The sequence below is a fragment of the Halogranum gelatinilyticum genome, from assembly GCF_900103715.1.
In the GTDB taxonomy this organism is placed as follows: Archaea; Halobacteriota; Halobacteria; order Halobacteriales; family Haloferacaceae; genus Halogranum; species Halogranum gelatinilyticum.
Window position 1 is genome coordinate 287,812 of the sequence record NZ_FNHL01000001.1, and the last position, 20,469, is coordinate 308,280.

The window sequence follows — 20,469 nt, forward strand, 5'->3', positions numbered from 1 at the left end:
ACCGCCGAAGGCTCGCTGCGCTCGCCTTCGTGGATCCATTTTGCTTCGCAAAAGTGGGACCGCCCGGATGTTGAACCACGGTCGCTCCTTTCAGTCGCTCCCTGTTTCAAATCCGCCGTCGTCCAGTCACCACGAACTCGACAGCCTCGCACACGCTACGCGGTGCTCGGCGGTGTGAGTTCGTGGAGAAGTGGGACCGCCCGGATTTGAACCGGGGTCACGGGCACCCAAGGCCCGAAGTATACCAGGCTAACCCACGGTCCCGCGTCTATACCAAGCCCGCACCGCCTGTAAAGCGTTTCGTTCCCCGGTGTCCGTGACACTCAGGGCCGTAGGCCGAAGAAGTACGCGATGCCGAGCGTCGTCACGATTGCGAAGATCAACTGTAGCGGCGCGCCGACGCGCATGTAGTCCGTGAACTTGTAGCCGCCGGGACCATAGACGAACAGGTTCGTCTGGTAGCCGACGGGCGTCATGAACGCCGTACTCGCCGCGAACGTCACCGCGAGGATGAACGAGAAAGCGTTCGCACCCAGCGTCGTCGCCGCCTCGAAGGCGACCGGGACCATGAGCACCACGCTGGCGTTGTTGCTGACGACGTTGGTCAGGAGCGCGGTGACGACGTAGAACACACCGAGCACCCCCAGTAGCGGGAGATAGGTCGCCGTCATGACGACGAACTCCGCGAGCAGGGTGGCCGCGCCGGTCTGTTCCATCGCGATGCCGAGCGGGATGACCCCCGCCAGCAGGAAGATGACGTCCCACTGGACGGCGTCGTAGACCTCCGTGGGCTTCAGACAGCCCGTGGCGACCATCGCAAGCGCGCCGCCGAGTGCCGAGACGACGATTGGGACGAAGTTCACTGCCGCGAGCCCGACGACGGCGGCGACGATGCCGACGGCGACGGGGATCTTCGACTCGCGGAAGTCGTGCCGTTGGATCTCCTGGGCGACGATGAAGTCGCGGTTGCCGTCCAGCCGTTCGATACTCCCCGTCGTCGCCTGTACGAGCAGCGTGTCGCCGACGCGGAGCGGGATGTTGTCCATCCGGCGACGGATGAGTTCGCCACCGCGCCGGAGTGCGAGGACGGTCGCGTTGTAGCGTTGGCGGAACGCCATGGAGGCGAGCGACTCGCCGACGAGCGACGAGCCGGGGGCGACGACGACCTCGACGAGGTTCTGCCCGCCGCCAGCCGCTTCCAGTTCGGCCTCGTCGACGGTCACCTCGGGGACGAGGTCCAGCCCCTCGAATTCCAAGAGTTCGACGAGCGTGTCGCGGTCGGTTCGGATGGCGAACACGTCGCCCGCCTGAATCTGCTTCGGACCCAGCGGTTCGAGGAAGACCTCGTCGCCGCGGATGAGTTGGATGAGGTCGACGTCGAACTCCGTCTCGACGAGCGCGGTCTGGACCTGCTGGCCCACGAGCGGCGAGTCCTCGCGGACGGCCACCTCCGTGAGGTAGTCGGCCATCTCGAACTCTTCGGTCAGGTCGACCTGCGGCTTGATGCGTTCGGGGATGAGATACCGGCCGATCGTGAGGAGATAGACAACCCCGAACAGCGAGACGACGAGTCCCAGTTGCGTGAACTCGAACATGGAGAACGCGCCGACGCCGAGGCGTGCCGAGAGGTCCGAGGCGAGGATGTTCGTCGAGGTGCCGATGAGCGTCAGCATCCCGCCGAACATCGAGGCGAACGAGAGCGGCATCAACAGTTTCGAGGGCGACGTCTTGCCGCGTTCGGCGAGGTCCGTCACCATCGGCAGCAGGATGGCGACGGCGGCAGTGTTGTTGATGAACCCGGAGATTGGACCGACGACGCCGATGGTCGCGCCGAGTTGCTTCGTCTCGCTGTCGCCGGTGAGTGCCGAAATCTTCGCACCGAGAATCTGGACGACACCGGTCCGCTGGACGCCCTCACTGAGGATGAACATCGCGAGGACGGTGACCGTCGCGGCGTTCGCGAAACCTGATATCCCTTGGTCGGGCGTGATGGTCTCGATGGGTGCGGACAGGAGTCCGACCGACGCGAGCGCGCCGGAGACCGGCGGCACCATCATCAGGACGACCATGATGCCGATCGCGGTAATGTCGACGGGAACCGGTTCGGTCGCGAAGAACAGGAGCGCGAGGAGGATGACGGCGAACACCACCACCATCCCCGACGTTATCGCTACCACGGCCTGTCCGACGATACGGGTAGGCAAAAGGATGTGGGAAGTGTCAGTCCGAAACCGGCCGCCGTGGCCGTGCTCGTGGCTCGTGCGTCCGTCATCGTCGAAGCCTCAGTCCTCGTTGTCCGCGAGTTCCATCTCGGCGACGACGGCGTAGGGATCGAGTCCCGACCGGACCCCGTCGAGGATGCGGAAGGCGTCCTTCGGCGAGAGGAAATGGCGCGTCACGGCGCGGCCGAGCGGCGTCGGCTCGAAGCCGTCGATGAACTTCCACTCCAGGAGGCGACCGACCGCCCGGGTGGTGTCGATGTCGCCGAGCATCCGGTCGTTGAGCCGCTTGGCCTTCTTGCCCGCGACGGTGATGTTCGCGAGCGTCTCCTCGACGGCGGCGGACTCGGTGTAGCGCGTGCGGACGTCCTCCATCTCTCCCTTGAGGAGTTTGATGGCCACCTCGTCCTCGGTCATCTCCATGCTGCCGTGGTAGGTGCAGTCGGGTTCGACGAGCATGTAGACGATACCGCGGTCGTGGAAGTCCGGCCGACCCGCCCGGCCGAGCATCTGGCTGAACTCCTGGACGGAGAGCCACTCGATACCCATCGCCAGCGAGTCGAAGACCACCTGCGAGGCCGGGAAGTCGACCCCAGCAGCGAGAGCAGCCGTGGTGACGACGGCCGCGAGGTCCTGGTTGCCGAACTGTCGCTCCACCTGCTTGCGGCGGCCGTAGTCGAGACCGGCGTGGTAGGGAGCCGACGAGTATTCCAGTCGCCGGGAGATCTCGTGACACCGCCGTCTGGAGTTGGTGAAGATGATGGTCTGCCCCCGGTAGTCCTTCGAGGACTTGCGGTCGAACTCGCGTTTGACGAGTCGGTTCTCGATGCGAGCTTTCTCCTGGCCGTCGATGAACGTCAGATGGCGTTCGATGGGGACCGGCCGCTCTTCGAACTCGATGAGCGTCGCCTTCAGCCGACTCGCCAGCCACTCGGGGTTGCCGACGGTCGCCGAGAGATAGATGAACTGCGAGCCGTCGTAGCCGTCGCGCTTCGTCGCGCGCGTCTCACAGTAGTGTTTGAGCCGCGAGATCATCCCGTCGAGGCGGTGGCCGCGTTCGTCCTCCTTCAGGGTGTGGACCTCGTCGATGACGACGGTGCCGATGTCGCCGAGGTCGCGGCCGGTCCGCAGCGCGTGGTCGATTCCCTCGTAGGTGCCGACGATGACGTCGGCGTGGGGGTCGAAGCGGTTGCCGTCGTCGTTGATGCGGCTCGCGCCGACGCGGATGGTGACGTTCAGCCCGAGGTCGCTGTAGCGTTCCTTGAAGTCCTCGTGTTTCTGGTTGGCGAGCGCGACGAGGGGGACGAGAAAGAGCAGCTTCCCCTTCCCTTTCAGCGCGCGGTCGACGCCAGCGAGTTCGCCGACGAGGGTCTTGCCGGTCGCCGTCGCGCTCACGACGAGCTGGTCGTCGCCGTCGAGTAGGCCGTTTCTGACCGAGAGGCTCTGGACGGGGAGTAGCGAGTCGAAACGCTCCGTCGTCATCCCCTTCAGCTTCGGGTGGAGGTCGAGGTCGGCCGTCTTGACGGGGTTCACGTCGTCGACGGTCGCGCTGATCTCGTCGAACTTCGTCAGGTCGGGGTCGAGGTCGCCCTTGAGGAGGTTGGTGATGCGGCTCAAATCCTGCACGTCGAGCAGGAGGTCTTCGAGCCGGTCTTGGGCGGCTTTCGTCAGCCCGCCCTTGAACGAGAGTTCGCGTTCGAGTTCGCGGGTCGCACAGTCGGGACAGATGTAGTCGCGGTCGGCCTTGATGGCCGTGTCCTCGGTGATCGGCGAGTAGCGGCCGCTGTTGGCGCAGTAGCGGCACGTCCGGACGACGAGTGCCTCCAGCTGGTAGCCGGAGAGCATCTCTTTGAGCTCCTTGCGCGACTCGAATTCGGTGTGGTCGGAGATGCGGATACGGCGGGCGCTCCGGGCGAGGTCGACGAACTCGCCGGGGCTGCGCGGCTCCTCGTTCGACCCGCTCTTCTTGCGGAACTTGCCCGGACGGGGACCCGCGTCCGTCTCTTTCAGTTCGAGCACGCCGCGGAAGACACGGTCGCCGTCGCGGATGGCGACGACTTGGAACCTGTCGCCCACTTTGTGCAAGAACAGGGTCTCGACGTGTGCGACCTGCTGAGACACAGCGTTCGGTACGCGGACGGGGTATTTCAGCGACACGGTCGCGTGCGAGGCGGAACGACAGCTCCCTGTCGCGGTTTGTCACGGACTCTCGAACGATCATGAACAAAACTGGGCTTGTTCCAACACGAACAATCAGATAATTCTGCAAGTCCGACAGGTATTTACACTTCTGTGGCGAATGGGTAATTGAATGTCGAACGAAGTACGGACTGGGTGGGACGGTCGTCCACCGAAGACGGTGCTCATCTGTCCGACCTGTGGACACGAAAGCCCCCTCAGTGGAGACTGGCGCATCGAAGCCGACGCTGCCGACACCGTCGGCGCGACACAGGCGTACGTCTGTCCGGCGTGTGAGACGACGGTCACCCGGCGGCTGTAACTACTCCTCCACGAGATCGATTGCGTCGTCGCCGTTCGGGACGGCACAGAGGAAGGCCCCGCGAAGGTCGCCCTCGTTGCGGTACCAGTGGACGGCTCCTGCCGGGATGAGAAGCGAGTCGCCCGCAGCGACAGTGTACTCCTCGTCGCCGATACCGACGGTGTACTCCCCGGCGAGGACGTACTGTTCGTGTTCGACCTCGTTCGTGTGTCTCGGGACCGACGCGCCCGGTTCGAGGGTGAACCGCCGGATGGCGAAATGCGGCGCGCCGTCCGATTCGTCGATGAGGACGCCTTTCGACATCCCGTCTGCGGCCCCGACGGGTTCGTACTCAACGTCGGTCGCGCGCTTGATGACTGGCTTCGGATTCGACTCGGTCATACCCCCCATACAACCGCTTCCGGGTAAGCGTTGTCGACGACGGAAGCCACGTCTCCGTGCCCGAGTTTAAGAGTGCGCGTCCATTAGTGGGGGGTATGAGAGGTATTCGGATCGGGAGTGCGTTCGGCATCCCCATCAAACTCGACATCACGTTTCTTCTAGTATTACCGTTCTTCGCCTATCTCATCGGGACCGACGTGGCGAACCTGACGGGCATCATCAACGACCTGTTCGGCTCCAGCATCGCGACCGGCCCGCTGACCGCCGGCTCGATGTCGTGGATCGTCGGCATCGTCGCCGCGCTCGGGCTGTTCGCCGGTGTTCTGCTCCACGAGTTCGGCCACTCGCTCGTCGCCATGCGCTTCGGCTTCGAGATCGAGTCCATCACCCTCTGGCTGTTCGGTGGTGTCGCGCGCTTCACCGACATTCCCGAGGACTGGAAACAGGAGTTCTACATCGCCATCGCCGGTCCCCTCGTCAGCATCGCTATCGGTGTTGTCTCCTACGCTGCCTTCGTCGTCGTCCCCGGCAGCCAAGCGGCCGCGAAGTTCGTCCTCGGCTATCTCGCGATGACGAACGTCGCCCTCGCCGTCTTCAACATGCTCCCCGGATTCCCGATGGACGGCGGCCGCGTCCTCCGGGCACTGCTCGCCCGCAACCGGCCGCACGCCCGCGCGACGCAGATCGCCGCCGAGGTCGGCAAGGTGTTCGCCTTCATGCTCGGTATCTTCGGGCTCTTCGCGAACCTGTTTCTCGTCGCACTCGCCTTCTTCATCTACATCGGTGCCTCCAGCGAGGCCCAGCAGACGGTGATGAAGGCGGCCTTCGAGAACGTCGTCGTCCGCGACATCATGACCACTCGCGAGGACCTCCACACCGTCACCGAGGACACCAGCATCGCCCAGTTGATGGACCAGATGTTCCGTGAACGGCACACGGGCTACCCGGTCATGCGCCACGGCCAACTCGTCGGGATGGTCACGCTCAACGACGCCCGCGGCATCAAGGAGGTCGAACGCGACGCCTACCGCGTCACCGACGTCATGGCCGACGACATCACGAGCATCACGCCCGACGCCGGCGCGATGGAGGCACTCTCGACGATGCAGGAACACAACGTCGGCCGTCTACCCGTCGTCGACGTCGACGGCGAACTGGTCGGTCTCGTCTCCCGGACGGACCTCATGACCGCCTTCAACATCATCCAGACGACCGGCTCGCTGAGCGCGTCGTCACTGCGTGACCCGGTCGGTGAGCAGGCGTCGCCGTTCGACGCGCGGTAAGCTCTCAGTCAAGACTTCTCCTCACTTGATGTCCGTTCGCGGTGCTCGCTGACGCGAGCACACGCTCACTGAGAAACGTTCGGAAGAAGGTCCAGGTGCGAGAATCGAACCTCCGAGAAACGGTCGCTCACTTTCGTTCGCTGCGCACGACCTCCCTGCTTCGATTCTCTCCGTCGAACGCTTCACTCATCACGTCGTTACTCGCGACGCTCACTGACGTGAGCGTACGCTCGTGGGGAGTGAGTTCGTGAAAAGGTCCAGGTGCGAGAATCGAACCCGCGTCTCAGCCTCCACAAGGCTGAAGGATGGTCCACTACCCCAACCCGGACACACCCACTTCTACTCCGGTTTCGCTCAAATACGTTACGACTTCCACCCTCGTGTGCGTCGATTACCCACGGTCCGCGTCGGCGACGCCGGGCGGTCGACCGAAGCGTCGGTCTTTTGACGGCGAGCGTCCTACGACACGCCAAGCGTGGCCATCACGGACAAAATCTACCTGAAGAACCACCGCCAGATCTCCTCCCAGTTAGAGGCCAACATCCCCAAGGGCGCGTTCAAGGGAGCGACGCTGGACCTCGTGTTCACCGGCGAGGGGCTGACGAAACTCGACGACGCGACCCAAGAGCGCGTCCTCGACTTCGCACAGGACTTCCTCGACTGCGACTGCGAGGACAACCCCTACTGCGGCCACCCCGAGCGGAAGTTCATCCAGTATCTACTCGAACTCCGCGCGCAGGGACTCGGTCCCGACGCCATCGTCGACGTGATGACCGACGACTATATGCTCTATGCGTATCCGGGCGACATCCTCTCGTTTCTCGACCAGTCGGTCCGGACGCTGGAGGCGGTCGAGGCACTCGCCGACGTCGACGGCAACCGGGAGATGGAACAGAAGGCAGCGAGAGCGAAGCGGGAACTGAGCGGTTAACCCAGTCGGTACGGCGACTCCTCGGACTCGCCGTCGAGGTCTTCGAGGAAGATGACTTCCTCCTCCTCGTCGAGCTGTTCGCGCAAGTGAGTCACGTAGCGTTTGTGCTCTTCGAGCTGTTCGCGCAGATGGTCGGCTTCGAGTTCGAGCCGCTCGTGTTCGCGGATGAAGCTCTTCGGCACTTCGACTTTCGGCGGGAAGCTCGGTTCGTCGTCCACGTCCATGTCGTCCAGTTCGTGTTCGGGGATGACGCGGACCTGACCGTCGTGGGCAACGAGCATGTCCACGTAGTCGCGGAAGACCGCCGAGAGCGAGATATCGCGTTCCTCGGCGATCTCCCGGAGGGTCTCGAAGGCGTCCTCGTTGACCCGAAACGAGATGGTCTTGTTCTTGTTGCCCATCGTTGTCTCAGGTCGCGCTGCCAACCACTTAACCGTTTGTCAGACGAGCCTCACAGATAGCTCACGAGGCTCGCCACGAGCTTGTTCTCCGCACGTCTGAGATGTTCTTCGGCCGTCCGACGTTCGACGCCGACGGCCGCTGCGATGGCCTCTGTCGTCGTCTCCCGCGGAATCTCGTAGTAGCCACCGTCGACGGCTGTGTGGAGGACCTGCCGCTGTCGCTCGGTCAACGTCGGCAACACGTCGGCCAGCGTCAAGAGCGGCGCGTCCTGCCGGACCGAGGTGACCTCCCGTTTCGACTCGACGTCGACGGTGTAGCCGTCGGCAACGAGGTCGCGGTAACAGGCCGAGAGTGCCGCCGGGTCGAGCGCGAGGACGCGGACGAACTTCGCGCCGCGGCCGTACCGCAGCGGCGGCAGCAACAGACAGTCGTTGCGGGCGAGATACGTCTCCACGGACGTCGAGTCGTGCGACCGCAGGCAGTCGCTCGTGACGAGTACCAGTTCGTCCGCCGTCGCGAGTCGGTCGCGGATGCCCACCAGGTCCTCGACGTGGGCCGCGACGGTCTCGGCGGCGTCGCTGTCGCCGCCGGTCGTGACGTGCAGCAGGTCACAGTGGTCGTTGCACCACAGTTCGATGCGGGCGTCGGTCTCGGCCGTCGCCGCCGCGTAGAACCCCGCGTCCGCGACGCGGAACGTCGCCTCGTACATGGACGAACAGACGCCGCCGAGTAGATAAATACCCCGCCGCACGCGGGGGGTGCAGTATTTGCGCGTCCGGCACTACCTTCTAGGGATATGAGCGGACACAGTCCTCCGAAGGCTCCGAAACCGGCCGACCGACTGGGCGAACCGAGCGCCGAGTGGCGTCGGTATCAGGGCGCGCCCACCGGGACCGACATCGAGTGTCAGGGCTGGCGACAGGAAGCCGCGTTGCGGATGCTGAACAACAACCTCGACCCCGACGTCGCCGAGGACCCCGAACGCCTCGTCGTCTACGGCGGGACGGGCCGCGCGGCCCGCTCGTGGGACGCCTACGACGCCATCCTCGCGGAGCTTCGGGACCTCGCGGACGACGAGACTCTCCTGATTCAGTCGGGCAAGCCCGTCGGCCGCTTCACCACCCACGAGCGCGCGCCACGGGTGCTCATCGCCAACTCCAACCTCGTCGGCAAGTGGGACAACTGGGAACACTTCCACGAACTCGAAGCCGAGGGCAAGATCATGTACGGCCAGATGACCGCGGGGTCGTGGGCCTACATCGGCACGCAGGGCATCCTCCAGGGCACCTACGAGACGCTCGCCGAGGCTGGCCGCCAGCAGTTCCCCGACGGTGACGGGCTTCGGGGAACTATCACCGTCACCGGCGGTCTCGGCGGCATGGGCGGCGCGCAGCCGCTCGCGGTGACGATGAACCACGGCGTCTGCATCGCCGCCGAGGTCGACGCCGAACGCATCGACCGCCGCATCGAGACGCGCTACTGCATGGAGAAGACCGCCGACCTCGACGAGGCCATCCGGCTGGCAGAAGATGCAGCCGAACGGGGCGAACCGCTCTCCATCGGCCTGCACATGAACGCCGCAGAGATGCTGGAGGGGATGCTCGAACGCGACTTCGTCCCCGACTTCCTGACCGACCAGACGAGTGCCCACGACGAACTGGAGGGCTACTATCCCTCGGGCTACACCGTCGACGAGGCCGACCGTCTGCGCGACGAGGACCCCGAACGCTACGTCGAGGCGAGCCTCGACACGATGGCCCGACATGTCCGGGCGATGCTCGCCTTGCAAGAGAGAGGAGCCGTCACCTTCGAGTACGGGAACAACATCCGCGGGCAGGTGCAGGAACACCGAGGGATGGTGAACGTTCCCGCGCGTAGCGCGGGGGGCAGCGAGACGGAGTCTCGCTCGCCGTTCGACTTCCCCGGCTTCGTCCCGGCCTACATCCGACCGCTGTTCTGTCGCGGCAAGGGACCGTTCCGGTGGGTCGCGCTCTCGGGTGACCCCGCCGACATCCACCGCACCGACGAAGCGGTCAAAGAGCTGTTCCCCGAGAAGGACCACCTGCACCGCTGGATCGACCTCGCCCACGAGCAGGTCGCGTTCCAGGGACTGCCGAGTCGCGTCTGTTGGCTGGGGTACTCCACCGACAGCGACGGACTGACCGAACGCGCGACGTTCGCGCTCCGTATCAACGAGCTCGTCCGTGACGGCGAGATCAGTGCTCCCATCGTCGTCACCCGCGACCACCTCGACGCGGGCAGCGTCGCCAGTCCCCACCGCGAGACGGAGGCGATGAAGGATGGCACCGACGCCGTTGCCGACTGGCCCATCCTCAACGCACTGCTCAACTGCGCGGCCGGAGCCGACATCGTCAGCGTCCACGACGGCGGCGGCGTCGGCATCGGCAACTCGCTGCACACGAACAACCACGTCGTCCTCGACGGCTCGGACCTCGCGGCCGAGAAGGCCCGCCGCGTCTTCACCACTGACCCCGGCATGGGCGTGATTCGCCACGCCGACGCGGGCTACGAGGAGGCACTGGACGAAGCCGAGCGGTCGAACGTCCGAATTCCGATGCGGGAGGCAGCACGAGACGATGAGTGAGTTCAGCCACTCGTTCACCTGGCAGGGGACGTCGTCGGACCCCAACGACGAGCAGTTCGGCCACGTCGTCGAGGCGACCAGCATCGACGAAGCCAGGGCGTTCGACGTCGTCCTCGTCGGCGAACCGTTCGACCGGGGCGTCATCGGACGTCCCGGTGCCGAGAAGGGACCGGCCGCACTCCGCGCGGCACTCACCCGGAGCAAGACGCACCACTACGGTACCGGGCCGGTCGGGGGCGTCGACGGGCTCGGCGTCGGCGACCTCGGTGACGTCGACGGACTCGGCGGGACGCGCGAGCACTCGGCCGGAACACCGGTCGCCGACAGACAGGCTCGCCTCCGCGAGACGACCGAGCTCGTTCACGGTCTCGACGCCCTGCCGGTCTTCCTCGGCGGCGACAACTCGCTGACGTTCCCGAACGTCGCCCCACTCTTGAGTCGAGGACGCGTCGGCGTCGTCAACCTCGACGCCCACCTCGACGTCCGCGAGGTCCGTACCGACGCGACGAGCGGGACGCCCTACCGCCAGCTGTTGGAGGCGGGACTCGACGGCTACGCCTGTCTCGGGGCGCGGCACTTCGAGACGTCGACCATTTACGCCGACTACGTCCGCGAGATGGGCGGCGACATCGTCACCGCCGAGGCGGTCGGCGACGACCCGCTCGCTGCCGCCGACCGCGCACTCGACGCCCTCGGCGACGTCGACTACGTGTACGTCAGCGTCGACCTCGACGTGCTCGACGCCGCGGCCGCCCCCGGCGTGTCGGCACCGACGCCCGGCGGCCTGACGACGCGCGAACTGTTCTGGCTGCTCCGGCGACTTGCGGGCGACCCCCGAGCATCGGGCTTTGAGGTGGTCGAGTGCGCACCACCGTTGGACCGAAACGGGCTGACTGCGTCGGCCGGTGGCCGCGCCGTCGCACATTTCCTCGCTGGCTACGCAGGGAATGGAGGTCACGATGAGTGAACTCACTGCCGTCGTCCACGACGCCGCCGAAGTCGTCGTCGCCGAGGGAACACAGACCCCGCTCCAGCGGGTCGAGGACGCCGCCGTCGCCGTCGAGGACGGCCGTGTCGTCGCCGTCGGCCCGACCGACGAGGTCGTTCGCGAGTATCCGCCCGAGAACGCCCGCTACACCGTCGACGCCAGTGGCCGAAGCGTCGTTCCGGGCTTCGTCGACTCGCACACCCACGCCTGCTTCGCGGGCGACCGCTCCGACGAGTTCGAGGCCAAACTACGGGGCAAGACCTACCAGGAGATCATGGCCGAGGGTGGCGGCATCCTCCGGACCGTCCGGGCGACCCGCGAGGCGAGCGACGACGAACTGCTCGCGGACTTGCTCTCGCATCTCGACACCATGCTCTCGCACGGGACGACGACGGTCGAGGTCAAGTCGGGCTACGGTCTCGACACGGAGACGGAACTCCGGATGCTCGACGCCGTCCGCCGCGCCGACGAGCAACATCCGGTCGACGTCGTCGCGACGTTCATGGGTGCCCACGCGGTCCCTGAGGGGCGCGACGCCGACGACTACGTCGAGGAAGTCGTCTCCGAGCAGTTGCCCGCAGTGGAAACACAGGGAGTCGCGGAATTCTGTGACGTCTTCTGCGAGGAGGGGGTGTTCTCGGTCGACCAATCGCGGCGCGTCCTCGAAGCAGGCATCGAGCACGGCTTGACGCCGAAGGTCCACGCCGAGGAGTTCGTCCACTTGGGAGGAGCCAAACTCGCAGTCGAGGTCGGCGCGGCGAGTGCCGACCATCTCCTGCAAGCGACCGAGACGGACGTCCAGACGCTCGTCGCCGCCGACGTAACGCCCGTCTTCCTGCCGGGGACGGCCTTCACGCTGGACACCGAGTACGCCGACGCCCGCGCGTTCCTCGATGCTGGCGCACACGTCGCCGTCGCCACCGACTTCAACCCGAACTGTTACTCCCAGAGTATGCCCTTCGCCGTCGCGCTGGCTTGCACGGGCATGAAGCTCACCCCCGCCGAGGCACTGGTCGCCGCCACCGAGGGCGGCGCGCGGGCGTTGAACCGCGAGGGGGGACTCGGCACGCTCCGCGAGGGCGCGCCCGCGGACCTCGTCGTCCTCGACGCGCCGTCGTACCGGCATATCCCGTACAACGTCGGCGTGAATCCCGTGGCGGCCGTCCTGAAGGGAGGTGACGTCGTCCATGTCTGAGCCAACCGGACCACTCACCCTCGACGGCGAGTCGCTCACGCCCGAGCAGGTCGTCGCCGTCGCCCGTCACGACGCGTCCGTGGAACTGGCCGCCGAGGCACGCGAGGCCATTCGCGATTCCCGCGAGCGTATCGAACACATCGTCGACGAGGGCGACCCGGTCTACGGCGTCAACACCGGCTTCGGCGAACTCGTCGACACCCACATCCCCCGCGAGAAGCTCGAAGGGCTCCAGACCAACCTCGTCAGAAGCCACGCGGCCGGTGCGGGTCGCGAACTGGCTCGCGAGGAAGTCCGCGCGATGCTCGTGACCCGCGTCAACGCGCTCGCGAAGGGCTACTCCGGAATCCGCGAAGTCGTCGTCGACCATCTCGTGACGATGCTCAACGCGGGGGTGCATCCGGTCGTGAAATCGAGGGGGAGTCTCGGAGCCAGCGGCGACCTCGCACCGCTTGCACATATGGCACTCGTCCTGCTCGGGGAGGGCGTGGCCGACGTCGACAGCGCGGATGGCTCCGAGACTCGGCGACTCTCGGGCGACGAGGCTCTCGCCGCCGCCGGGTTGGAGCCGCTGACGCTGAAGGCCAAGGAGGGCCTCGCGCTCATCAACGGGACCCAACTCTCTGTGGGACTGGCTGCGATGGTCGTCGTCGACGCCGAGCGCGTCCTCCGCGCCGCCGACGCAGCGGGCGCGCTGACGACCGAAGTCACCCTCGGGACCACCGCCTCTTGCGACCCGGCCGTCCACGCCGCGCGGCCCCATGCGGGCCAGCAAGCGACGGCGCGCAACGTCAAACGACTCACAGAAGGGTCGGAAATCGTCGAATCCCACCGCAACTGCGACCGGGTGCAGGACGCCTACTGCCTGCGGTGCATCCCGCAGGTCCACGGTGCGGTCCGCGATGCAGTCGGCCACCTCCGCGAGGCGGTCGCCGTCGAACTCAACAGCGCGACCGACAACCCGCTGGTCTTCGCCCGCGAGCAGGTCGACGAGCGGGCGAGCGGCACCGAGGTCGGGGCAGTGATTTCGGGCGGGAACTTCCACGGCGAGCCGCTCGCGCTCCGCCTCGACTACGCCGTCAACGCGCTCACCGAACTCGCCGCCATCTCCGAACGCCGGGTGGACCGCATGGTCAACCCGAACCTGCAGGAGCCGCATCTCCCACCCTTCCTCACCGCCGACAGCGGCTTCCAGTCGGGCTACATGATTCCGCAGTACACCGCCGTCGCGCTCCTCAACGAGTGTCGCTCCGAGGGGCGGCCGTCGATGGACAACACGCCCGTCAGCGGCGGGCAGGAGGACCACGTCAGCATGAGCGCGACGTCGGCCTTCGCCGCCCGACGCGTGGCCGAGCGCGTGCGGACCGTCGTCGCCATCGAACTGCTCTGTGCGGCGCAGGCGTCGGAGTTCGTCGACGACACGCTGACGCACGCGCCGGGTACCGGTGCGGTCTACGAGACCGTCCGCGAGGTCGTGCCGCCGCTGGTCGACGACCGGCCGCCGCATCCCGACATCGAGGCGGTCGCGTCGCTCGTCGCTGACGGGTTACTGGACGAGCGGCTGGAGGCGGTGCTGTCGGAGTCGTTGGAATAAGGAAAAGAAACGGAAACCGCAGTCGACGTCCCGACTCGCGCGGCCTAGGGCTGCGGCGCGTCGAGGTCGTCGGCTGCGAGCTCGTCGGTGGTCTGCGTGTCGAGGCTTTCGAGAGCCCCGATGGCAGCCTGCTTGTACGTGTCTGTCGACAGGTCGTACTGGTCTTTCGCCATGCGGGCGTACTCGTTGCCCTCGTCCTCGAACGCCTCGATGCGTTCGAGCGTCCGGGTGGCCGTCTCGACGACCCACCGGTCGCGCGTCGCGGCGTTGACTTCGGTGATGGACTCGGGGCGGACGGAGACGTTGATGCTGCCGTCGTCGGTCTCGAACGTCCGCGGCTTGCCGACGATGGCGACGTACGACGGTGCTTCGAGTTCACGCAGCGCGCTCGCGGCCTCGGGCTGGTACTGACCCGCGTAGACGAAGAACGTCCCGGACGGGTCGACGATGCGGCCGCGCCAGTATTCGGAGTCCTCGCCGACGTCCTCCTTCTCGGTCAGCGTGCCGACGAGGAAGACGCGGTTCGCCTTCTCCCCGGTGGGGAGCAGCAGGTAGACCGGCGCGCGTTCGTCGTCGGACTCTTTGAACGTGTAGCCGGCGTCGTTGAACTCCTGGGCGAACACGCGGCGGGCGACTTCTCGGGTGGGAACGGACTGGCTCATTAGAGGGACCTCGCTTTGATGAGGACGGCTTCGGCATCGGCTGGACCGCTCAGTTCTTCGAACTCGTCGGCGAGGACGTATCGACCGAAGGTCGGCCCGGTGACGCTGTAGTAGCGACCGAGCACCATCGACCGCATCTCCTCGGCGACGACGGTGGTGTCGAGCGCGTCCATGGCCTGCTGTTTGGCCTCGTCGAGGGTGACGCCGGTCAGCTCCTCGGTCATCTCCTTGTTGAAGATGACCTCGTGGACGTCGCTGCCGTCGTCGAGGACGGCCTTGATCCGCAGGTCGAACTCGCCTTCGACGGTCCCGTGTTCCGAACAGCGACCGTTCTGGAGGACGCGCGTGCAGTCCTCGTCGGGGCACCGCTTGATGAGGCCGCTGCCGGACTGGATGTCGACGAGCGCGCCCTCGACGGTCGAGTTGTCGTCGCCGACTTCGATCTCCTCGTCCAGTTCGGTGATGGTCGTCGTCCGGTTGAGCTTGACCGAGAAGTTCCCCTGGTACTCGTCGGTGACGACGTTGGCGAGGCTGTACACTTTGCCTTCTTCGAGCGCTTCGAGTTCGGACGTCTGGAAGGCGACGAACTTCATCGTCCCCGACTCGTCGCCGACGAGGCCCACCTGTGCGATGGACTCGTGGCCGGGATCCCAGAGGTCGACGACCTTCACCTTGAGGTCGACCCACTGTTCGTCTTCGTCGATGTCGGCGACTTCGACGAGCTGGCTGCCGCCCGCGCCGCTCGCGATGTCGTCGCGTTCGAGGCCGGCTTCGTCGAGGTAGCTGTTGGTGACGCTCCGACGCGCCTCGTCGACGGGGACTTTGTACTCGTTGACGAGGTTGTCGAGCCGCTCCTCTACGTCGTCGACGCTGACGTCCAGGTGGTCCGAGAACTGTTCCGCAATCTCCGCTGCGTGGGTTCGCAGGTCTGTCATAGGGTCTCACTGCCTCTGCTTGAGTTTTCGACGAGAGGCATACGCCGGTTGGTTCCCAATGGTATAAAAAATATGGCTCTCGGTGAAAGTGAAGACGAGGGGAAGAAGTCGTCAATCGCACGTCTGACGGCGTCTGGAGCTGCTCGGAAACGCGCTTCTCAAGCGGCAAGACCCACGTTTACGACGTCAGTTCGTGAACCGCACGTCCGCGACGACGGGTGCGTGGTCGGAGGGCGGTTCGCCATCCCAGTGGTCGGCGACGACCGCGTGTTGGACCGCCGAGGCGTCCTCGGTGACGAACACGTAGTCGATCTTCTTCGTCTCGCCGTCGAAGCGGTTGAACGTCAGGGTCGGCCCGTGGTGGCCGTAGATGGCGTGATACTGCGCGTCGTAGAGCCGACGGCCGTCGCCCTCGACGGCGGTGAGCACCCGGTACGGTGGGTCGTCCTCGGTACAGTTCAGGTCGCCGACGACGACCGTCGGAAGGTCGCCCGCGACGTCGGTGAGGCGGCGACGGAGGAGGTGGGCACTCTCCTCGCGAGCCCGCGCGCTCCGGTGCTCGAAGTGGGTGTTGCAGGCGACGAACGTCGCCCCGGCGCGCTCGTCGTGGAGTTCGACCCACGTCGCCATCCGCGGATAGGACGCCTCGGGATGCTTGCTGCCGGTGACGTGGGGCGTCTCCGAGAGCCAGAAGGTGTTGTGGTCACGGAGCGTGAAGCGGTCGCGACGGAAGCCGACGGGACCGTGTTCGCCTTCTGCCTCGCCGTCGATTCGGCCGACGCCGACCCAGTCGTAGGCGGGCAGCTGCTCGCGCAGATAGTCGAGCTGGTGTTCCAGTGGCTCCTGTAGGCCGACCACGTCGGGGCGGTGAAACCGGATCACGCTCGCGACGTGCTCCTTGCGGTTCGGCCACGCGAGGTCGCCGTCCTCGGCCGTGTCGTACCGGACGTTGAAGGTCATGACGCGAACGGTGTCGGCGGTGCCGACGTCGTCGCCGCGGTCGTCGACCGTGCCGCCGTCGGTCCGTGGGGCATCGTCGCTCGTCTCACTCCGCGTCGTCGTCTCGCTCGGTTCGGTCATCGCGAACCTCCGGGCGTGGTGGGCCGCATCTATCCCGAGTGGGAGCCTCGGCAACTTAAACGCGCCGTCGAGCGGCCGCCGAGAGGCGACGGACCTATGGCCTCGGCGGACGCAGCCTCGGCCATGGACGAGCGGTTCGAACGCTTCGTGCGCGACACGTTCCGAAACGCCGGCCGACGCTACGCCGAGGCGCGACGCGCCTACCGCGAGGGTCGCGACGGCGAGGACGGAGCCGAGCGGTTCGGTCTCCCGACCGACGACGAGGGGCGCGCCCGGCTCGTCTGCCGCCGTCACGCCGAGAAACGCGCCGTCGCCGTCGACAGCGAGGGCCGTCCGGCCTGTTTCGACCCCGACCACGCCGACTGTCAGGGCTGCGCCGAGGACGTCCGCGAGGGCGTCGTCGAGACGTGGTAGTGAGGATTTTGTACCGTCCGCGTCAGTCCCCGCCATGGACCGTCCGCTCGTCGCGCTCGTGCTCGCCGGTGGCACCGGCACGCGTCTCTACCCGGCCAGCCGCTCGCATCGACCCAAACAGTTCCTCTCGCTCGTCGGCGACGACTCGCTCCTGAGCCAGACCGTCGCCCGCGCGGACTTCGCCGACCACGTCTTCGTCTCGACGCGACCCGACTTCGCCGACGACGTGGCCGACCACGCCCCCGACGCCGAGGTCATCACCGAACCCGTCGCCAAGGACACCGGTCCCGCGCTGGTCTACGCGACTCACCGGATTCGCGAGGAAGTCGGCGACTGCGTCGTCCTCGTGTTGCCGAGTGACCACACCGTGTCCGGTGAGTTTCAGGCGGTCGCCGAGACGGGTACTCGCGTCGCCAGCGAGACCGGCGCGCTCGTCACCTTCGGGGTCGACCCCAGTCGACCCGACACGGGCTACGGCTACATCGAACCCGGTGCGTCCCGAGACCTCGCCGGTGAAACCTACTTCGACCTCGCCGCGTTCCACGAGAAGCCGGACGCCGAGACGGCAGGAGAGTACGTCGACGCGGGCTACTACTGGAACGCGGGTATCTTCGCGTGGACGCCCGATGCACTCCTCTCGGCCGCTCGGGACTCGCCGCTGGAGCTGCTTGTAGACGCGCTCGACGCGGGCGACGAGGCCGAGGGCTTCGAGGCTGTCCCCGAGGTGAGCATCGACTACGCGGTGATGGAGCGCGCCGAGGACGCAGCGGTCGTCCCCGCGGGCTTCGACTGGGACGACCTCGGCTCGTGGGACGCCCTGGAGCGAGTTCTCGACGCGGACGACGCGGGCAACGTCGCGCTCGGCGAGAGCCTCACCGTCGACGCCGCGGACAACGTGGTCGTCGCCGACGGGGCGCGCGTCTCACTGGTCGGCGTCTCGGATCTCGCGGTCGTCGCGTGGGACGACCGGGTGCTGGTCGTGCCGAAAGCAGAGGCCCAGCGCGTCCGCGAGGTCGTGTCGATACTGAAAGAGAACGGCTCCTTCTAACCTCAGCTCCGCAGGCGGCCGCCGTCGACGGGCAGCGCGACGCCGTTGACGAAGCTCGCCCGGCGGCTGGCGAGGAAGGCGACGACGTCGCCGAGTTCGCGCGGGTCGCCGACGCGGCCCAGCGGGATATCGTCGGCCCAACTCCGCAGCCCCTCGTCGTAGCTGTCGTACTCGCCGCGGTCGACGGAGTCCTCGACGAGTTCCTCTATTCGCGCTGTCTCGTGCGCGCCGGGCAGGACTGCGTTGGCCCGCACTTCGGGGGCGTACTCGCGAGCGAGCGTCTTCACGAGACCGATGACGCCACGGCGAACGGCGTTCGAGAGCACCAGCCCGTCGATGGCCTCCTCGACGCTCGTCGAGGTGATGCAGGTCACGGTACCTGCGTCGCTCTCTTTGAGATACGGAGCGGCCTCTCGGACCGTCCAGACGACGCTCATCACGAGCATGTCGTACGCGCCGTACCACTGCTTCTCGGTGGTGTCGTCGAAGGTACCCGGCGGGACGCCGCCCGCGGAAGTGACGAGATGGTCGATGCCGCCGAACTCGTCGACGGCGACTTCGACGAGGTTCTCGATGCTGTCGGGGTCGGTGATGTCGGCTTCGACGCCGACGACGCGGCCGGTGCCCACGCCTTCGAGTGCCGTCTCGGCGGTCGCGAGCTTCTCGGCGTCGCGGCCGCAGATGACCACGTTGGCGTCTGCGTCGGCGAGTGCTTCGGCACTGCCGTAGCCCAGTCCGGCCGAGCTTGCGGTGACGAGTGCGACGTCGTCTGCGAGTCCTAAGTCCATGGCCGAGGTGTCGTGGTGGGTCGACAAAAGTCTGTGTTCGTCCCGACGGACACTGATTGATGAGCCGGTATGGCGCGTGGCTTCGCGGCGACGGCCGCGAGACACGCACGCGAGGGACGACTGAACGAGTGAAACGAGTGAGGGAGTCGGCTGGGGAGGGTGTGGCTGTTGCGGGTGGGACTGAAAGGGGACGCGCTCTCGGCGAACCTCCGCGAAGTAAGCACCGCAGCGACTGACAGGAGCGAGGAGCGCGGCGAGCGGCGGGAGCCGAGAGCGCGTGGGCTTTCGAGGGGGTCACCGAGTGACCAGCGACAGCAGACGAGGATGTGTGGGCTTTCGAGCTGTCCACAGCGTGGGTTGGGAACGCCCGGATTCGAAGCCGTCCGTCGACCCCACTCCGTCTACCGCTTCACGGTCTCCAGCCACGGAGGAAGGCCACGCAAACCCCACCAACAGACAACCCGAACGGCAGCGTCATCGTCCGTACCACCAACACCGCTGCCGCCGCACCCGCCGCTGGCGCGCCGGTCATCGCCACCAACGCCCCACCCAGGAGGATGTCGTACGCGCCGATGCTCCCCGGAATCGGGACGACGCTCGCGACCTGCGGCAGCGGAATCACGACCAAAATGGGCAGGAGAGCCACCGTCGTCCCCGTCCCGGCCAGCGCGACCCACAGCGCGGCCGCGGTGAGCAGCTGTTCGAGCACGCCGCCGAGTGCGACGAGCACGAGGAGTTCGGGTGCAGTCCGGAACTGGACGATACGCTCCCAGAACCGTTCGACCGCGTCGACGACGACGCTCCGACCGTGGGCCTCCTCGCGGTAGAGCGAGGAGACGAGCGCGACGACAGGAGTGAGAACAACGACGAACAGCCGCGACAGGAGTGACCGCGAGTAGAGCAGCAGTCCTCCGAGAACGACGAGTCCCACGACAGCTCCACCGAGCGTGAGAAGCACGTACTGCGGCGTCGTCCCGCCGACGAGGACGAGCAGGCCCAACGCGGTCGAGACGAGCAACTGCGCGCCGGATTTGACGTACTTCGCGACCGAGCGGACGCCGAGTGCCTCGCTGTAGGTCGTCTCCGTCGTGACGCCGATGAAGCGCGCCATGATGGGCTCGGAACTCACCGGCCCGGCGGGCGAGAGCGTGTCGAAGAAGTCGCCGGCCATCGCGAACTGGACGCTCTGTCCGGCGGAGAGCCCCCGGCCGAGCGGCCGGATCGAGGCCCAGACGCCGATAGCGTCGGCGAGTCCCTCGGCGACGACGAGCGCGAGGACGGCCGCGGCCGCCCACGGCGCGATGGCCGTCGCCCGCGAGACGACGCTGTCGACGCCGACGAACGCGAGATAGCCGACGAGCGCGCCGAGACCGAGCAACGCCCCGACCAGAAACCGTATGACTCGCCGCATGGGGATGGCTCGGAGAGGCGCGTGGAAAAGCGT

General features: G+C 66.7%; 19 protein-coding genes and 2 tRNA genes. 9 read left to right on the top strand and 12 right to left on the bottom strand.

Features of this window, described 5'->3' with window-relative positions:
• Positions 1-191 precede the first annotated feature (191 nt).
• The 3 genes from BLR57_RS01420 to BLR57_RS01430 all read right to left on the bottom strand — a co-directional run bounded on the left by BLR57_RS01420 (position 192) and on the right by BLR57_RS01430 (position 4,340).
• Positions 192-264: transfer RNA gene (locus BLR57_RS01420), tRNA-Pro, on the bottom strand.
• A 59-nt stretch (positions 265-323) separates the two neighbouring features.
• Positions 324-2,156 (bottom strand): SLC13 family permease, encoded by a 1,833-nt coding sequence (locus BLR57_RS01425; protein ID WP_089693402.1) that lies wholly within the window; start codon positions 2,154-2,156, stop codon positions 324-326.
• Positions 2,157-2,282: 126 nt separating this feature from the next.
• On the bottom strand, positions 2,283-4,340 hold the full coding sequence (locus BLR57_RS01430) for a DEAD/DEAH box helicase (RefSeq protein WP_089693404.1): 2,058 nt from the start codon (positions 4,338-4,340) through the stop codon (positions 2,283-2,285).
• A 190-nt stretch (positions 4,341-4,530) separates the two neighbouring features.
• Between BLR57_RS01430 and BLR57_RS01435 the strand changes: the two genes are divergently transcribed.
• A complete protein-coding gene (locus tag BLR57_RS01435; RefSeq protein WP_089693406.1) occupies positions 4,531-4,719 on the top strand; it encodes a DUF8106 domain-containing protein in 189 nt (62 codons plus the stop codon).
• On the opposite strand, the gene BLR57_RS01440 is transcribed toward BLR57_RS01435, so the two are convergent.
• Positions 4,720-5,100: a cupin domain-containing protein gene (locus tag BLR57_RS01440; RefSeq protein ID WP_089693408.1), complete on the bottom strand. Its 381-nt coding sequence runs from the start codon at positions 5,098-5,100 to the stop codon at positions 4,720-4,722.
• A gap of 95 nt (positions 5,101-5,195) precedes the next feature.
• Between BLR57_RS01440 and BLR57_RS01445 the strand changes: the two genes are divergently transcribed.
• Positions 5,196-6,383 carry a M50 family metallopeptidase gene (locus BLR57_RS01445; RefSeq protein WP_089693410.1) on the top strand — a complete coding sequence of 396 codons (1,188 nt, stop codon included), beginning with the start codon at positions 5,196-5,198 and terminating at the stop codon, positions 6,381-6,383.
• 255 nt (positions 6,384-6,638) lie between these two features.
• On the opposite strand, the gene BLR57_RS01450 is transcribed toward BLR57_RS01445, so the two are convergent.
• Positions 6,639-6,711 (bottom strand) — tRNA-His (locus BLR57_RS01450).
• 147 nt (positions 6,712-6,858) lie between these two features.
• On the opposite strand from BLR57_RS01450, the gene BLR57_RS01455 reads away from it, so the two are divergent.
• Entirely contained in the window at positions 6,859-7,314 is a 456-nt protein-coding gene (locus BLR57_RS01455; RefSeq protein WP_089693412.1) for a DUF5814 domain-containing protein, read from the top strand.
• On the opposite strand, the gene BLR57_RS01460 is transcribed toward BLR57_RS01455, so the two are convergent.
• Both BLR57_RS01460 and BLR57_RS01465 read right to left on the bottom strand, forming a co-directional pair.
• Positions 7,311-7,715 carry a DUF8146 domain-containing protein gene (locus BLR57_RS01460; protein ID WP_089693414.1) on the bottom strand — a complete coding sequence of 135 codons (405 nt, stop codon included), beginning with the start codon at positions 7,713-7,715 and terminating at the stop codon, positions 7,311-7,313. The two genes, BLR57_RS01455 and BLR57_RS01460, sit on opposite strands and share 4 nt — an antisense overlap.
• 50 nt (positions 7,716-7,765) lie before the next feature.
• Positions 7,766-8,425 carry a helix-turn-helix domain-containing protein gene (locus BLR57_RS01465; protein ID WP_089693416.1) on the bottom strand — a complete coding sequence of 220 codons (660 nt, stop codon included), beginning with the start codon at positions 8,423-8,425 and terminating at the stop codon, positions 7,766-7,768.
• Positions 8,426-8,512: 87 nt separating this feature from the next.
• Between BLR57_RS01465 and hutU the strand changes: the two genes are divergently transcribed.
• Genes hutU through hutH form a run of 4 tightly spaced genes read left to right on the top strand, consistent with a single transcriptional unit; the run spans position 8,513 to position 14,098 of the window.
• Positions 8,513-10,321: a urocanate hydratase gene (gene hutU / locus BLR57_RS01470; RefSeq protein ID WP_089693418.1), complete on the top strand. Its 1,809-nt coding sequence runs from the start codon at positions 8,513-8,515 to the stop codon at positions 10,319-10,321.
• Complete coding sequence (hutG, locus tag BLR57_RS01475) at positions 10,314-11,288, top strand: formimidoylglutamase (protein WP_089693420.1); 975 nt, start codon at positions 10,314-10,316, stop codon at positions 11,286-11,288. Before hutU ends, hutG begins: the two co-directional genes overlap by 8 nt.
• A complete protein-coding gene (gene hutI, locus BLR57_RS01480) occupies positions 11,281-12,504 on the top strand; it encodes an imidazolonepropionase (protein WP_089693422.1) in 1,224 nt (407 codons plus the stop codon). The genes hutG and hutI overlap by 8 nt, the downstream gene beginning before the upstream one ends.
• Positions 12,497-14,098, top strand: coding sequence for a histidine ammonia-lyase (gene hutH / locus BLR57_RS01485; protein ID WP_089693424.1), 1,602 nt, complete (start codon positions 12,497-12,499; stop codon positions 14,096-14,098). The genes hutI and hutH overlap by 8 nt, the downstream gene beginning before the upstream one ends.
• Before the next feature lie 44 nt (positions 14,099-14,142).
• Here hutH and BLR57_RS01490 read toward each other — a convergent pair whose 3' ends face one another.
• The 3 genes from BLR57_RS01490 to BLR57_RS01500 form a co-directional block, all read right to left on the bottom strand.
• The gene (locus BLR57_RS01490; protein WP_089693426.1) at positions 14,143-14,760 is read right to left on the bottom strand and encodes an RPA family protein; all 618 of its coding nucleotides are present in this window, start codon (positions 14,758-14,760) and stop codon (positions 14,143-14,145) included.
• Entirely contained in the window at positions 14,760-15,695 is a 936-nt protein-coding gene (locus tag BLR57_RS01495; RefSeq protein ID WP_089693428.1) for a replication factor A, read from the bottom strand. Before BLR57_RS01495 ends, BLR57_RS01490 begins: the two co-directional genes overlap by 1 nt.
• A gap of 186 nt (positions 15,696-15,881) precedes the next feature.
• Positions 15,882-16,775, bottom strand: a complete 894-nt coding sequence (locus tag BLR57_RS01500; RefSeq protein ID WP_089693430.1) for an endonuclease/exonuclease/phosphatase family protein — start codon at positions 16,773-16,775, stop codon at positions 15,882-15,884.
• Between the two features lie 123 nt (positions 16,776-16,898).
• Between BLR57_RS01500 and BLR57_RS01505 the strand changes: the two genes are divergently transcribed.
• Both BLR57_RS01505 and BLR57_RS01510 read left to right on the top strand, forming a co-directional pair.
• Complete coding sequence (locus tag BLR57_RS01505; RefSeq protein WP_089695442.1) at positions 16,899-17,189, top strand: DUF7091 family protein; 291 nt, start codon at positions 16,899-16,901, stop codon at positions 17,187-17,189.
• Between the two features lie 34 nt (positions 17,190-17,223).
• Entirely contained in the window at positions 17,224-18,237 is a 1,014-nt protein-coding gene (locus tag BLR57_RS01510; protein ID WP_089693432.1) for a mannose-1-phosphate guanylyltransferase, read from the top strand.
• A 2-nt stretch (positions 18,238-18,239) separates the two neighbouring features.
• Here BLR57_RS01510 and BLR57_RS01515 read toward each other — a convergent pair whose 3' ends face one another.
• Positions 18,240-19,025, bottom strand: a complete 786-nt coding sequence (locus BLR57_RS01515) for an SDR family oxidoreductase (RefSeq protein ID WP_089693434.1) — start codon at positions 19,023-19,025, stop codon at positions 18,240-18,242.
• Between the two features lie 409 nt (positions 19,026-19,434).
• Positions 19,435-20,436: a lysylphosphatidylglycerol synthase domain-containing protein gene (locus tag BLR57_RS01520; protein ID WP_089693436.1), complete on the bottom strand. Its 1,002-nt coding sequence runs from the start codon at positions 20,434-20,436 to the stop codon at positions 19,435-19,437.
• Between the last annotated feature and the right edge of the window lie 33 nt (positions 20,437-20,469).

Excerpts from the sequence above, each read along its gene's own strand:
- BLR57_RS01425 (WP_089693402.1), bottom strand. The coding sequence starts at position 2,156 with ATGGTGGTGGTGTTCGCCGTCATCCTCCTCGCGCTCCTGTTCTTCGCG.
- BLR57_RS01435 (WP_089693406.1), top strand. The coding sequence starts at position 4,531 with ATGTCGAACGAAGTACGGACTGGGTGGGACGGTCGTCCACCGAAGACG.
- BLR57_RS01440 (WP_089693408.1), bottom strand. The coding sequence starts at position 5,100 with ATGACCGAGTCGAATCCGAAGCCAGTCATCAAGCGCGCGACCGACGTT.
- BLR57_RS01445 (WP_089693410.1), top strand. The coding sequence starts at position 5,196 with ATGAGAGGTATTCGGATCGGGAGTGCGTTCGGCATCCCCATCAAACTC.
- BLR57_RS01460 (WP_089693414.1), bottom strand. The coding sequence starts at position 7,715 with ATGGGCAACAAGAACAAGACCATCTCGTTTCGGGTCAACGAGGACGCC.
- BLR57_RS01465 (WP_089693416.1), bottom strand. The coding sequence starts at position 8,425 with ATGTACGAGGCGACGTTCCGCGTCGCGGACGCGGGGTTCTACGCGGCG.
- hutU (WP_089693418.1), top strand. The coding sequence starts at position 8,513 with ATGAGCGGACACAGTCCTCCGAAGGCTCCGAAACCGGCCGACCGACTG.
- hutG (WP_089693420.1), top strand. The coding sequence starts at position 10,314 with ATGAGTGAGTTCAGCCACTCGTTCACCTGGCAGGGGACGTCGTCGGAC.
- hutI (WP_089693422.1), top strand. The coding sequence starts at position 11,281 with ATGAGTGAACTCACTGCCGTCGTCCACGACGCCGCCGAAGTCGTCGTC.
- hutH (WP_089693424.1), top strand. The coding sequence starts at position 12,497 with ATGTCTGAGCCAACCGGACCACTCACCCTCGACGGCGAGTCGCTCACG.
- BLR57_RS01490 (WP_089693426.1), bottom strand. The coding sequence starts at position 14,760 with ATGAGCCAGTCCGTTCCCACCCGAGAAGTCGCCCGCCGCGTGTTCGCC.
- BLR57_RS01495 (WP_089693428.1), bottom strand. The coding sequence starts at position 15,695 with ATGACAGACCTGCGAACCCACGCAGCGGAGATTGCGGAACAGTTCTCG.
- BLR57_RS01500 (WP_089693430.1), bottom strand. The coding sequence starts at position 16,775 with ATGACCGAACCGAGCGAGACGACGACGCGGAGTGAGACGAGCGACGAT.
- BLR57_RS01505 (WP_089695442.1), top strand. The coding sequence starts at position 16,899 with ATGGACGAGCGGTTCGAACGCTTCGTGCGCGACACGTTCCGAAACGCC.
- BLR57_RS01510 (WP_089693432.1), top strand. The coding sequence starts at position 17,224 with ATGGACCGTCCGCTCGTCGCGCTCGTGCTCGCCGGTGGCACCGGCACG.
- BLR57_RS01515 (WP_089693434.1), bottom strand. The coding sequence starts at position 19,025 with ATGGACTTAGGACTCGCAGACGACGTCGCACTCGTCACCGCAAGCTCG.
- BLR57_RS01520 (WP_089693436.1), bottom strand. The coding sequence starts at position 20,436 with ATGCGGCGAGTCATACGGTTTCTGGTCGGGGCGTTGCTCGGTCTCGGC.